The sequence below is a fragment of the Nocardia sp. NBC_00416 genome (genome assembly GCF_036032445.1).
Lineage (GTDB): Bacteria > Actinomycetota > Actinomycetes > Mycobacteriales > Mycobacteriaceae > Nocardia.
The window spans coordinates 3,576,356-3,589,979 of sequence record NZ_CP107932.1; the positions used below are offsets into that span (position 1 = coordinate 3,576,356).

Here is a 13,624-nt window from a genome sequence, read left to right on the forward strand (position 1 = left end):
TCCACGAGGCATGTCATTCACCCCTCAACAATTGGGCCAGTTCGTCGTCCATGCCGACATTCCCCGTGTCTGCTGCGCTTTCGACCCAGTCCGCGGTGGCACGAACCCGGGCCGTGTTGCTGTGAATACGGCGGCGTTCTTCCTCGGTGAAGTCGTTGCCGCGCAGATTCGGGACGATACGCGAAGCGGCCGAGACGAATAGCTGGCACGCGCTGACCAAGTCCACATAGTCCGCAGAGTGCTCCGTTCTCCGGATTTCGGGTGTCCGCTCGCGCGCCTTCCCCAGCGCCGTGGATGATCGGTCGATCTGGGCTGCGTTGACGGCGTGGCGGGCGGTCTGGTCCTCCATTGCCTCGTAGGCCACAGTGGGACGGCGCAGAAAATCGGTGATGACCCACGTCGCTACCTGGTCGTCCTTGGCGAGATCGTGAATACGGTCGATCCGTTCTTGCTCGCTCTCCGCGTGCGAAGGGCGCCATCCGACGTAACGAGCCGCAGAGTCGACGGTCCACCGATACTCACCGGTGCGTTCGAGCAATGGAGGGTCGAGCAGCAGTTCGTGACGTTCTACGGGATCGTCGGGGTCGCCGACACCAGCGAGGATCTTGTGGATGTAGTAGGAGACGCCGGCAACCCGGTACCTTCGCGGCCACCGGGATGCCACCCAGCGGTAACCAGCGAGAGTCGCTTCCGGTATCCCAGCCGGTCGTATTGCTTCCTCGTCACAGCACCGATCATGTCTGCCATCACGGACTCCTTGACGCTCGTCCGGATCCGTTCCCAGATCTTGTATCGCCGGGCGCCGGTGCGTGTCGGTTACTGAACGGATCGGGGGCGCACTGGACGATTCTGCGCCTCGCCACGAGGCTTTGACAACCCCCATAAGCCGACTATTTATGCAGGTAGACAACTATTTTATGGGCTCACTGTAGCCGTTACAGCAACATGTCACGGTGTCGGATGCCCGTAACGGCTATGGTCGCGCCGCCACGCACGGGTTCAGCAACGGTGCGAGCAGTAGATGGCTTCCGCGCGGTGGTCGATACCCACAACCCAGGTGTTCGGGCATTCCCGACAGCGCCGACGCGCGGCCTTGTCTCGCAGGGAACCGATCCGCCGCGTACGTTGCTGATGCCACCGCCAACAGCGCGAGCGACACGTCGCGGAACAATACCGTGCATCCGCACGCCGACGACTCGATAGGCGCTTCCCGCAACCAGGGCAGAACCCGACCGCCCGTGACGACCGCGGCTCTGTATCGGGTACGCCTTTCATCTGACCAGCCTAATTAAGTCACCCGGAAAAGGATCACACCGGCTCAAGCATTCGCGAACTTGCCCGGCGCTACCGCACCTGCGGGCTCGATCCCACGATCAACAACCGGCGTTTGTGGATCCGGCCAGGTCCAGTGCGGGAGACGTCGAGGCGGCCCAGGTCACGGGAGCTGGTCTGGATGCAGATGGCAAGAACAGGGGAACCGCTGGCCTGTGCCCGGTCGGCGGTAACGCCCGACTGGTGTCAGACCTCAGCATTACGGTGGTCCGATGTTTGGTGGGCGATACCGCGGACCGTTGGACAGGGAACCGAAGCCTGGATCGTCGATCTCTGAGATCGATGTCTTCGCAGCGCTGAACGTGGTGCTCGGAACGGGTGTACTCGGTCCTTCGGGTTCGGTCCGACCAGACATGGTGTTCTTGATCGAGGGTGAGTACCAGCGTCGCGTCGTCGGTACCCCCCGGCATCGCCGCATCGGCAACCATGAGCGGTACGAACTGATTGTCGAGTACGACGGCGAGTATTGGCACCGCCACCACGAGCGCCGCGATATCACCAAATACCCCTACGTCGGAGATGGTCCCGAGGTGATGCGCCTGCGGATGCAGCCATTGCGCAGGCTACGTCCGGTCGACATCAGCGTCCCGAGCCGCGCCGATGCAACGACGTGTGCGAGGCTCGCGCTGCTTCACCTCGCTCACCGTCCGCTCCCCTTTCTCATTTCCGAGGCTCTCATGCAGAGGATCGGGATCTACCTGCAATTCTGTGCCACGCCCCTCGCAGAAGGCGACATCGCATGTGGGTTGTGCGCTGAACTCGACCACGTCCTGCGCGAAGGCGTCGAGTTCTATCACACGAGCGGTTCACCGATGCAAGTGAATGATTCGTCGCTGTGGGACTTTGCGCAGCTGGCTCGCGCGTTGTCGGACAGAAGTCAACACATCGATGGCCTGTGGGTGCCCGACCCGAACGAGCGGCATTGGGAACAAGCGGAAGCGGAAGCGGTATCGCCGTCATTCACACAGCGCCATCAGATTGCACTGGGACATCACAGCGTCCAGGACATCCAAAGCACTCCGACCGAGTCTGTAGCTCGCTGACCGTCGAGTCGGCGGGGCGACAGGTTGCCTGCGTCGAAGTCGTCCGGCTACCACAGGTGGCTGGTCATCACTCGTAATGGTCAGGCAAGTTCGGCAATCCGTAGTCAAACTGCGGCGCAGCCATGGAATGATCGTCGTACTCGGCAACCAGAGGGAGGCGATGGGTGCATGAACAGCCCTGTAAATCCCTTCGAGGCATCGGCGTCAGCGCTCGGCTACCTCTACCAACTCCGTGTGGCTCTCCAGCGGTGCGTAGAGCTCTCCAGGGGCGGGATCGAGTGGAGTGTAGCGATTGAGGCAACCGACGATGTCCAGGCCCAGATGGGGTCGCGCACCGAGCTGACCCAGCTGAAGAAGCGGGCAGATAACGTGAGGCTGACGGACCTGTCGTCGGACCTATGGAAAACGATCAGGGTCTGGTCGCAGGCGGTCACCGAGAAGCGCATCGACCTTGCCGAGACAAGCCTCTACCTGATTACCACCGCAGAGTTGCCTGAGGGAAGCGCGGGATTCTTCTTGCAGCCCAAGGCCACCGGGCACCGCGACAAGCAGGCCGCCGCCGACCTGCTCGTCCAAGCCCGCCAGTCGTCGAAGAGCGAGACCCTCGCCAAGGCGTTCGACGCATTCGACGCGCTCGACGAGCGGCGCCGGGCCGAACTCGTCAGTCGCATAGAAGTCATCGGTGATGCACCGGGCATGGACGAGATCAGGAATGACCTGCTGGGCTATGCGAGTCTGGCCGTCGAGCGACGCTTCGCCGATGCCTTTCTTCAGCGCCTGGAGGGCTGGTTTTTCGAACGGGCGTCCGTCCAGATGAGTTCCCCAGGGTCGGATCCCGTGACCGGCGCCGAGTTCGATGAGCTATTCACCGATCTACGGAGCCAGATCGGTGAACACAACCTGCCTATCGATCGCGACATCTTCGATCTGACAGCTACCGACCCGGCCGCCGTCGATGCCGCCGACAAGATCTTCGTCCATCAACTGCGGTTGATCGGCGTAGGCACGGAACGAATTGGTTACGCGGTGCGAGATTGGGTGCGGGCCTTCGCCCAACGATCCCGTTGGGCCAACGAGAATCTGGTGCGTACCGGGGAGATCGGCGCCTATGAGCGCAGGCTCGTGCAGGAGTGGGAGTCGCGCTTCGCAGAGATGCGCGAGGAACTCGGCGAGGAAGCCACCGAAGAAGAGATGAAGCGGCAGGCCAAGCTGATCTATCGCTGGGTCGACCACGACGCCCGGATGCGCATCCGCCCCAATTGCGAAGAGGTATTCGTCACCAAGGGCTCCTACCAGATGCTCGCGGACGAGCTGCAGGTCGGGTGGCACCCGGACTTCACCGCCCGCCTGGCTGCCCTGCTGGAGCCGACCGGAGCCGCAGATGGCCGATCTTGACCTCAGCCGGGAGGAGCGCGCCCTGTTCAACCCGGCCTTCACCGCACTCGTGTGCGTCCGGGCCGTGCAGGGCTACGAGAAGAAGTACCTCTCCGCCTGCCCAATTCCGGTCGCCGTGACCGCCGCGGTCATGGCCCTCCAGCCATCCATCCGTGCGGTGCTGCCGGCCACCACCCGAACAGGGCTGATGGGCTGGCTCGACGAGAACGAGGCCGTGCGCGTAGCGATGGGCCTCAACGCCACCGCCCTCGCCACCGTCGTCCGGCCGGGACTGCAATTCGCCCTGCAGAGCGGTGTGCTCAGACTGCAAGGCACCGGGCTGACCGTGACACCGCGGGCGGTGACGGCCCTCAAGGACGGCCCCGAGCAGCACACCGCGATTCAGAAGGCTGCCCAACACCTCGGGCGCTGGCTGCCCAGCACCGGCAGCATCAGCACCGTCCTGACACTCCTGGGAGTTCGAGCGTGACTTTTCAGGTCCAGGCGGTCACCGTCTATGGAAAGCAGCCCGGTCAGGTCCGCACGGTCCCCTTCCGCACCGGCACCCTCAATATCGTCACAGGCGACTCCCGGCGCGGGAAGAGCGCGTTGCTGACGATCATCGACTACTGTCTGGCCAGCTCCGACTACCCTGTCAAGGCTGGCAAGGTCCGCAAGTATGTGGGCGTCTACGCCGTCACCCTCGTTAAACCGGGCCAGCAGCTCTTCGTCGCTCGGCGTGCCCCCGAGCGCGGAGCCGCCATCAGCACGGTGCTGTGCGTCCTATCCCAGGCCCCTGCCACCCCACCTCCCCCGCTGGAGGAGCTGTCCTTCACGACACCGCTGGACGTCGCCAAGGACCTCCTAAGCGACTTCTCCGGGATCGACCGGACCGTCAAGGTTCCCGCCGCCGGCGCCCAGACCATCGCCCCCTCGATCCGTCACGCACTGTACTTTTGCTTCCAGGGACAGAACGAGGTCGCCAACCCCGATCTGCTGTTCCACTCCCAGGGCAAGGAGTGGCGCCCGAACACCATCCGCGGTGTGATCCCGTACTTCCTCGGCGCCGTCGACCCCGAACAAGCTGCGCTGCGCGGCCGGTTGCGGCTGCTGCGCCGGGACCTCTCCGACCTTGAGGCCAAACTCGCCCAAAGTCGCAACCTCGGCCCGGCTTCGGGCCAGGCCCGAGCGCTGTTGGCCGAGGCGGTCGAGGCAGGGCTGCTTCAACGTCGCGACAGCGAGCCGACCGCCGTGGAAGTCGCCAGCCTGCTCCGCTCCGCCCTCGAAGGCAGGATCCAGCTCGTGCCCGAAGCGGACAACGACAACGATCCGTTGGCCGCCGCCACTGGTCGACGTACCCAACTGCGCCGTGCCGTGGGGCAGTCCCGGATTCGCATCGCCGACCTCAAACGCGCACTCGAGGAGAACGACGACTTCGCCGGACATGCACATGAGCAGCGCACCCGCCTCGCGTCGCTTGGGTTGATGCGGGTGGACCAGGATGCCTCTCAGGCCGCTCACTGCCCGGTGTGTGAGAGCCCGATCGCCTCGGCCAACAGCACGGTGGCCGCCATCATGCACGACCTCGAACGCCTCGACGGCGACCTCCACGTCATCGGCAGCGATACACCGGCCCTGCAACGGCAGCTGGCGCAGGAAGAGGAACAACTACAGCGGCTGCGCGCAGCTCTCACCCGCAACCAGGACGAAATCAACGAGATCAGCGCCGGACTGCGCGCGCTGCAACAGGAGCCGGACGACACGCAGCGCGCAGCCCATGTGCGTGGCCGCATCAGTCTCTACCTAGACACCACCGCCCAACACGTCAGTGCCCCACAGGTCGAGGACCGCCGCGAGGACCTACAACGGCAGATCGCTGAACTGGAGGATCTCCTCAGCGACGACACCCAAGACGACCGGCTCACCAGCTACCTGTCGCTGATCAGCCAGAACATCCGCACCAAGGCAGCTGCGCTGGGGCTCGACCACTCAGAAACCCCCATCCGTCTCGACGTCAACCGGCTGACCGTCGTCGCCGACACCAACGACGGCCCCGTCCGGCTCGCCGACATGGGCAGCGCCGAGAACCACCTCGGCTACCACATCGCCACGCTGCTGAGCCTGCACGAGTGGTTTGGTGAACATCGCGGACCCGTCCCACGGACGCTGATCCTCGACCAGCCGTCCCAGGTGTACTTCCCACCCGATTACGGCGAACCCACACGTGACCTCAGCCACCTACTGAACGTCTACCAGACCATCGTCAACACCACCCAGGCCCTCGACGGTGCCCTCCAGGTCATCGTCGTCGAACACGCCGACCTGGCAGAGCCACTCTTCCGTGACCACGTCGTCGAACGCTGGCGCTACAGCAACAGCCAAGCCCTCGTACCTCCGGAATGGATCACTGAACCGATCGACGACGAGGACCAGGACGAATAATCCGGCGCGCGATGATCAGCGTCGGCCCGGGCACCCTCGCCAAGCAACTCCAGGCCGCCGCCATCTCACTGAACTGCCATGGACTTCGACCACTCCGCGCCCTTCAGCGTCTACAAACAATTCGGTTGGTGACATGAATCCGGTCGGGACGGAATCGAAACCTACCTCCAGAACAAATACGCCTGGGTCTCGATATAGGCCACAACATCCAACCCCAACCGAGAGCGGCCCACGTGGGAAGATAGTTCGACCAACTACGTGCCCACATGTCCGCTTCGGATATCTCGCCCCGACGGTTCAAGGTTCCCATTTCCGAACTGCGGGTTCGGGGTTCAAGTCCTGCTGTCGACCATCGCTCGACGGTGGTGGCGGGGACGGCAGTCGACCACAGAGGGGATGTGCGTCAAACTTGAGTAGTCACCGATGATGGCCACGCGCTGAACACCGCACCGTTGCTCAGCCCAGGGCGAAATCCGCTTCGATTACCAGTTGACCAGAGTAGATCGCCAGGTCACCCGCGTTCCCATGTTCGACGTGCCCCGCCGAGGGCACAAACCTGGACAGTCGTCTTCGCAGGTCGGGGCGAATTTCGGCGTTACAGGTTCGAATCCTCCGAGGGCACTATCTGCCGCTAACCGGGCCCCTGGCCCATCTGAGTTCAGTTCGGCGAGCGCCATCACCACTTGAACTAGCACATCACCCCGTTGTCATATACTCGCTCCTTGTACAGGTTGCACCGAGCAGTTGTCGTTTATCAGCGTTTCCGGCCAGTACGACTCTCGGCCTTCAAGCTGAGCGAGACACGCTCTCTGTCGAAGTCGACGTTAAGGACAGCCACTGTCACGTTGTCCCCGACGTTGACGACCTCGGTAGGATGCCCAGGACGCCGCGCAGAAAGATGCGAGATGTGGATCAACCCGGTGACGGCATCACCTAGGTCCACGAACGCGCCGAAGTTGGTCACATTCTTGATCACTCCCGACATGGTCTGCCCCACAGTGATTTTACGCAGGGCAACTCTTCGTATTTCGTCGCGGGATCGCGGCGGCGCGGCAGGTTTGGGTAGGGACCGACCGACGGGCTGACCGACCGCAACTGCGGCTGCCGCTTGCTGCGCGGCGGCCGACTCCTCCGCAGCAATGCTCGCGGTAACGAGCTGGCGGTATCGTGCAGGCAACGTGCCGACGACTTCAGTCGCCCGTCCGCAGTTCTTGGTCATGTACCTGTCGTATTGACGGTCAGCGAGTTCCTGGTCCTGGACCAGGTCGCCCTCTTCTTGCCGGTATTTGCGGGACCGATCACCACGGAAGGACAGCCAGTTAAAGCTGGTCTTAATGTAATATTCATCGCTGACAAGCACTTTTGCGTGGGTGTCATCGACTTTGACAATCGCGAGCCGCCTGGAGCGCCGCGCCGCTTCATGGAGGTCCCCCAGAGCGTTGGTATCGGTTTTTTCGTTGTCCCCGAAGCCCCAGAAAATGGTGACATCGGCGGTACGGGCAAGAGTTTCCAGCTGCCGCACCCATCGTGAGGTAACGACGCTACGAGTGATCCACGGGCTGATAATCAGCAGTCGGCGCTGCGAGTTCGTAACGGCCTCTTCAAGCCATTGCGGATGCTCATAGACACCGAGCCATCGGATCTGCACACGGTTCAGTTCAGCCCTGTCAGTACTGGCCTCCTCCTCGACCAACGCCTTCTGGATAGCGATCACTTCATCGCGGGACAGCCGGACACCGGTCGCCTCTGAGTCCGGGATGGGCACGTACGGGTTTTCCGGAGGTGCCGTGGTCAGGCCGAGCCGATCAACGGCCCCAATGGTGTCGAGGACAGTGGCGTGCAGTTCGCTCCAGCAGCCATCAATATCGACCCCCAGGCGCAGGGCGTTGGATTCAATGTCCTTGTACACCAACAGGATCGCATTGTAGTAATAGTTGCGGTTCTCGGTGACACCGGCAATGCCCAGGACCCGCACATTCTCTCGCCGGAGGCCAAGCGCTGCAGTCAGTTCGTCGACACTGAGGTCCTCAAGCTGCAGCAGCTTACTACTCGCTGGCGGCAACAGGATCCGTCCCGGATCAGCTTTGGCCTGCCCAGTTCGTGTGAGGGTCTTTCTCCGCCAACCGGTCAGCCGCATGCCGAGACGGTCGTAGACAACTTGGAGCGATGCTGGCGCCGGTCGACGCAGCTGAGCGTCGCGCGCGGCTTCACGTCCAGTGTCCAGCAGCGTCAGCCGCCGCAGCTCCCCCAGCTCCGGTGGCCTGTAGTCGATGTGCTCCGCTTCCAACAGCCCAGCGATCGTCCTGAGCGCGTCAGAGCGGTCCAAGCCCAGGAACAGCTGCAGGTCATCGACCGTATCGATACCGTTCAACATGGCGCGCAGCGCGTACTTCTGTGCAGCCTCAAGCTCTTCGGGTTGTTCCGCGAGGATGTCCAGGTTCAGCGATGAGGCGGGGACGGCAGCGGGTTCGGCCGCCAGCAGGATGTAGCCCGGCAGCTGGTGGGCATGCCGACGGGCAGCGGCGGCGAAGATGTCGCGGCTCATAGGTACTGCACCTTTCCGCCTGAACTCGACATGATGTGGTGAACGACGTCTTTCAATGGACCCTCGCGGCTCGCGCAGAACTCCGAGTCACCGACGATCCACAAGGCTTCGCGGGCCCTCGACAGTGCGACGTTCATTCGACCCGTATATGGCTGCCCCAGGAAGCCGAACTCGCTAGTCAAGTTGCTGCGGGTGACCGAGAAGATGACGACGTCCGATTCCCTGCCTTGCACGGCGTCAATTGTTTTCACCTGCACATCAATATGGGAGCTGCCGAAGACACCGAGGCGGCGCAGGGCACGTTGAATCTCCGTGCGCTGCTTCTGATAGCCGCTCAGCACCAGGACTTCCAATTTGTGCCCATACAGCCGCCTGAATCGTCCGCGAACGGCCTGCTCGTTGAGACTTTTGATCATCTCGGCAATCTTCTCTACCTCAAGCTTGTTGAAAGCACTTGCGCTGCCCGGAAATTTTGCCTCCTCGTAGCGGTTGCTGCGGTGGCTGGTCGAAAACCACACCAGCCGGTCGTCCTCGTCGATGGTGTTCAGGTCCAGCACCGGCAGTGGCTCATGGATGAGCGTCCCTCCGTAGAAGGTCTGCGAAATGAGTTCACCGATGGGCACTGCCATCCGGTGCTGGGTGACCAGACTCGTGCGGCATGCTTGTGGCACCTCGTCGAGTAGGGTGTCGAACAACGACCTCGACACCACATCACGATCCAGATCGAAGGTCGTGACGATGTCGCCGTGCTCAAGCACCTCCTCTACCATCGGCGGAAGCTGTTTGGTGTCCCCGACCATCACCCACCGCTTGGACCGTGTCATCGGCACCAGCAGCTCCGCTGCCGTCGCGCGCGACGCCTCGTCGATGATGCACAGGTCGAACTGCATGGCGCCGATGGTTGAGTTAGCCAAAAACCCCATGCATGTTCCAGCAACGACACTCTGGGTGGGGAGAAACATAGGCTCGGCCGCCGCTGGGTCGTTCAGGCTCGCCAGCCAGTCCCCCTGGGTCTGAACAAGTTGACGCAGCTGCCGCTCTACCGTCCCACCTCCAAGAACTTCCTCCACCAACGTCTCCAGCGTGGACTGGTCGAGCGTTTCGGGCACATCCACGCCAGCCTCACCCGCAGCAGCTCTCACCGCCACGACCGCTTCCTCAGTCCGCTCGATCGCACGCTGATAGCCGGCGAGCATTTCGGCCCGATCCTCGGGAAGGTCCTCATTGTCGAGGCGGTCCTCGTCAGTAATCGGCCCCAGAACCTCGACATAGTCCTGCTGGCGGCGCAGCGTCGCCAGGGCTTCCTCAGTCGCCAGCGCCAGCGTCAGGTGCTCGATCTGGACACCTTCCCGTTCGGCCAACGCGGCCATACCTACTGCGGCACGCTCAGCGACCCCAGCAACCCACACCGCCAGTTTGTTACTCAGCAGTAGATGACTAGCCTCGGCGTCGACGCGGTCGTCATTGCTGGATAAACGCACCACCGAGGTGACCCCCGACTTGTAGAGTCGGGTTACGGCGTTGTCGATCGCCACATGCATCTGACTGACCAGCAGCACTTTGTCTCGCGGCCTCTCTGCCAGGTACTGGTTGACCAGCTCGCAGATGAACGACGTCTTTCCGGTCCCCGGCGGCCCCTCGACGAGAAACAGGTCTGCCGACCCGAGAGCCTTGGACACAGCAACCTTTTTATCTTCGTCCAAATCCGCTGCAGAAGCCTGAAACTCAACAGGTTCAGGTGGTTGCGCTTGCGACGGGTCGAGCACCAACTCCCGTAGATGGGGGCGCGCAGCGCTGCCCTCCCGCAAAGAGGCCAGCGCACTTTTCTGACGGCGGATCGCCGCGCGCGATGGGGTGCGGTCACGCACCAGTACACCATTGAAGGGAATGTCGGCGCCGCGGCTCAATGCACGCACGGTGAAGTCCGTTCCCTCGTCGTCGACGTCGTCGACAATCACGTGCACACCTTTACTGGCCGGCACATCCTCGCTCGGTCGCGCGATACGTTCCTGGTCGAGAATCGACGCCGTCAACGGAATAGTCGTCTGCAGCATGAACTCCACGCCAGAACTGCTGACCCGGGTGTAGATAATGGGCTCTTCGAGCCGCTTCTCCAACTGTTCCTTGGCATCAATGAGTTTCGACCAGGTGTCCAGTCGCGCATTGGCTGCTCGGTCGCTGGAGCGGTCACCAGCATCCTGCACAGATTTGCGCAACCGGTTGCGCAAATCGAATGCAGCCCGGGCGGACTCCTGCGGACGGATCGGCGGACGTGCGGTGAAAACCAAGTCGCGCGAATCGATCATCACGGCTTCGGGGAGCCTCCGAAGGTATTCGAGTTCCTCGAAGTTGCTCACCTCTGCTCGTTTGCACACCAGCTTGGTGTCACCCTCGTAGACCAGTATCAGCTTCACCTGGTCACCCACCAGCTGAAACTCATCGGCAGTCAAACTCGTGCGCCCGTCAGGCAGGGTCTTCAAACGAGGAACCCCATACGTAGCCGTCCCGAGCCGCTGATCGATCAAATCTTCTGCCGCACGTCCTTCGCCAGCCTGCTGTAGCGCCTCGCGGGCGGTCTTCGTCAACACAACGGGAATCTGCAGGGCGCGATGCCACTTCCTGCCGCGCTCGGCCTGAATGGCCTGCAGCTCATAATAAAAGACCTGCGCGTCCGCCGGCCGCCGTGCCGGATCGGGATCGAGCGCGCGGCGCAACAGATCGGTAATAGATGGTGGTGTATCCGCGTCGGCCAAGGCGGCAGCGACGTGGTGATAGTCGGAGAATATCTGTTTGCTTACGCATTGCAGCAGCGTCGCAGCCAGTCCATACACATCGAATCGTGCCGACCCCCGCGAGGTGCGATCGGGCGGCGCCCACGGCGCGCTCGTCGGCCCCAGCACCGTAGCGTCACTCGCGCCAGCGATCTGATTCTTGATCTTGCTCAAGGCAAAATCGGCGAGCATTGTTTTGCCGCCGTCCCACAACACATTTCCCGGTTTCACATCACGATGTAGCACAGACAGTGAGTGTGAATGCGCCAACGCGGAAGCCAGCGGAAGAGCGACGACATCGGCAACATCGTCCCAACCCGGCAGCTCCGAAAGGCTCGCCAACCACGTCGTGAGGGTTTCCGGAATCCATTCCAGCACAACATAATACACAGAAGCGGACTCATCGACTCCGCTGTCGAGCAGTGATGCAATGTTGGGGTGGCTCAATGTGCGTAACGCCGCAGTCTCCCGCTCGAAGTAGATCCGGAAGATCTCGTCAGATTTTGCCGGCACGATCTTCACCGCCACCCGGCGGCCACCCTGATCGAGGTCAGTGGCTTGGAATACCTCTGACTGCCCGCCGACACGCCGTGTTCCTTTGATCTCGACGTACCGCCCGGCGATCTCTAGACGTGTCATTGAGCAACTCCCCTATCTCGCAACCGTGCCCGTGAGAGTACTTCTTGGCACCGACACTCGGAAGCGACCGGAGGTGACACAGGCGCGCATGATCGCACGGGCGCAGTCCTCGGTGTACACAGACCGGGCCACGATGTCGGGGCCGGCCAGTAGATGAGCCGGGCAGGGCCTACACGATGTGATGGTTGTCAGGCGTTGCTGGTCCAAACAAGACGAAGAGGATTCGTGCTCGTCAAATGTGCTGACTGCCCTGCCCGACACAAGAAATCCCTCCTGAACTGCGTCGGGAAGGGTTGCTTTATTCGACGACATGCAGTGTTGGGACCAATTCGGGACCACGCGGCTGTCCACGCGAGTTATCTGATCCGTGCGGACCAAGCGTTTCGGATCCTGCCTACCGTCAAATACCGCGACATCGGCACAGCGGTAGCCAACCGCGCTGATGCCGTCCACGCGCGCCGAGTAGATCCGTCAGCCATTCCAAACCTAGTGGGACGGGAGAACTACGGCACCCATCGCGGGCCCCGCATCTTCAGCCGATAGATTTCGTGAGCAGCGCCAAACACCTCCAAGTCGACCGAGCGGACACGACACCGCGATCTCTCACATGGGGTACATACCCATAATGACCAGGCGTTTTCTAGTTGCCCATGTTTTGTGTTTCCTGCCGAGGGCACCAACCTGCGACAACGATTGCCGCAGGTCGAGCATCGGTCCGTGCACCTTCAGCCGTTGAACTCCTGTGAACGAATGTCCGGGTAGGCGTTTTCGGCCTTCTGCCGTAGCCCGGCGTCAGCCAGCATGGCAGACGAGTACGACTCGCTGAGTCGATGGATGTCATTGGCCAGCGAAGGCAGATGGATATTGAGCGCCTTGACCGCCGTCGGCATGCTCGGCCGAAACGACAGAATCTCAGGCTCGGTTGCAGGGTCGAGGACACTGAGGGTGAAGTGACGCAGCCGGATCTCCTCGATGTCGGTGAACTGGAGCCGCCAGGTGTAGGCAATGTCGGTCGTCGTATCGAACACGAACGCCTGCCTGCCGAGGTGCATAAGCTTGTGCCTGAACAACTCAAGCGCGACCCGGTGATCCTCGGGACCTCCCACCAGCATGTAGCGGCCCAGGAAGCCCATCATCCTCGACGTCTGCTGCCCTCCCAGAGCGCCTTGTTCAAGCACCGATAGTGCATCGACCTGCGCCATGCAGGACATGAGGTAGCCGAAGTGCGCATGACGGATTGTTCTTGTCACTGAAGAATCGGTTCCCGGCAAAACACCGCGCCAAGGTGTCAACTTCGAACTTGAGCGCTTCCGTATGAGCGGCGAGCTCCTTCGCAATGTCTTCTGCCTGCACGCTTCAAGGATGCCAGATCACGCAAGCTCTTTCGCGTAGCTTCACCTGCCGGCCGCTCTCTCCGGCTCAGGGGCAAATTCATCAACAACCGAATCCCCCCAACCCGTACACCGTCGTCGCCCCAC

Annotated in this window: 8 protein-coding genes; 4 read left to right on the forward strand and 4 right to left on the reverse strand. The window is 62.1% G+C overall.

Annotation, left to right across the window (positions count from 1 at the left end):
* Positions 1-13: 13 nt before the first annotated feature.
* The gene (locus OG804_RS15060) at positions 14-664 is read right to left on the reverse strand and encodes a DUF6192 family protein (protein WP_328397970.1); all 651 of its coding nucleotides are present in this window, start codon (positions 662-664) and stop codon (positions 14-16) included.
* A gap of 907 nt (positions 665-1,571) precedes the next feature.
* Here OG804_RS15060 and OG804_RS15065 point away from each other — a divergent pair.
* The 4 genes from OG804_RS15065 (at position 1,572) to OG804_RS15080 (ending at position 6,191) form a co-directional block, all read left to right on the forward strand.
* Positions 1,572-2,375 (forward strand): hypothetical protein, encoded by an 804-nt coding sequence (locus OG804_RS15065; RefSeq protein WP_328397972.1) that lies wholly within the window; start codon positions 1,572-1,574, stop codon positions 2,373-2,375.
* Between the two features lie 168 nt (positions 2,376-2,543).
* Positions 2,544-3,770, forward strand: a complete 1,227-nt coding sequence (locus tag OG804_RS15070) for an ABC-three component system protein (RefSeq protein WP_328397974.1) — start codon at positions 2,544-2,546, stop codon at positions 3,768-3,770.
* Positions 3,757-4,239, forward strand: a complete 483-nt coding sequence (locus OG804_RS15075; RefSeq protein ID WP_328397976.1) for a three component ABC system middle component — start codon at positions 3,757-3,759, stop codon at positions 4,237-4,239. The genes OG804_RS15070 and OG804_RS15075 overlap by 14 nt, the downstream gene beginning before the upstream one ends.
* On the forward strand, positions 4,236-6,191 hold the full coding sequence (locus tag OG804_RS15080; RefSeq protein WP_328397978.1) for a DUF3732 domain-containing protein: 1,956 nt from the start codon (positions 4,236-4,238) through the stop codon (positions 6,189-6,191). Before OG804_RS15075 ends, OG804_RS15080 begins: the two co-directional genes overlap by 4 nt.
* 754 nt (positions 6,192-6,945) lie before the next feature.
* On the opposite strand, the gene OG804_RS15085 is transcribed toward OG804_RS15080, so the two are convergent.
* The 3 genes from OG804_RS15085 to OG804_RS15095 form a co-directional block, all read right to left on the reverse strand.
* Positions 6,946-8,736, reverse strand: coding sequence for a S1 RNA-binding domain-containing protein (locus tag OG804_RS15085; protein ID WP_328397980.1), 1,791 nt, complete (start codon positions 8,734-8,736; stop codon positions 6,946-6,948).
* Positions 8,733-12,146 (reverse strand): AAA domain-containing protein, encoded by a 3,414-nt coding sequence (locus OG804_RS15090; protein WP_328397982.1) that lies wholly within the window; start codon positions 12,144-12,146, stop codon positions 8,733-8,735. Before OG804_RS15090 ends, OG804_RS15085 begins: the two co-directional genes overlap by 4 nt.
* A 725-nt stretch (positions 12,147-12,871) precedes the next feature.
* A complete protein-coding gene (locus tag OG804_RS15095) occupies positions 12,872-13,348 on the reverse strand; it encodes a hypothetical protein (RefSeq protein ID WP_328397984.1) in 477 nt (158 codons plus the stop codon).
* Positions 13,349-13,624 lie beyond the last annotated feature (276 nt).

Excerpts from the sequence above, each read along its gene's own strand:
- OG804_RS15070 (WP_328397974.1), top strand. The coding sequence starts at position 2,544 with ATGAACAGCCCTGTAAATCCCTTCGAGGCATCGGCGTCAGCGCTCGGC.
- OG804_RS15075 (WP_328397976.1), top strand. The coding sequence starts at position 3,757 with ATGGCCGATCTTGACCTCAGCCGGGAGGAGCGCGCCCTGTTCAACCCG.
- OG804_RS15085 (WP_328397980.1), bottom strand. The coding sequence starts at position 8,736 with ATGAGCCGCGACATCTTCGCCGCCGCTGCCCGTCGGCATGCCCACCAG.
- OG804_RS15090 (WP_328397982.1), bottom strand. The coding sequence starts at position 12,146 with ATGACACGTCTAGAGATCGCCGGGCGGTACGTCGAGATCAAAGGAACA.
- OG804_RS15095 (WP_328397984.1), bottom strand. The coding sequence starts at position 13,348 with ATGGCGCAGGTCGATGCACTATCGGTGCTTGAACAAGGCGCTCTGGGA.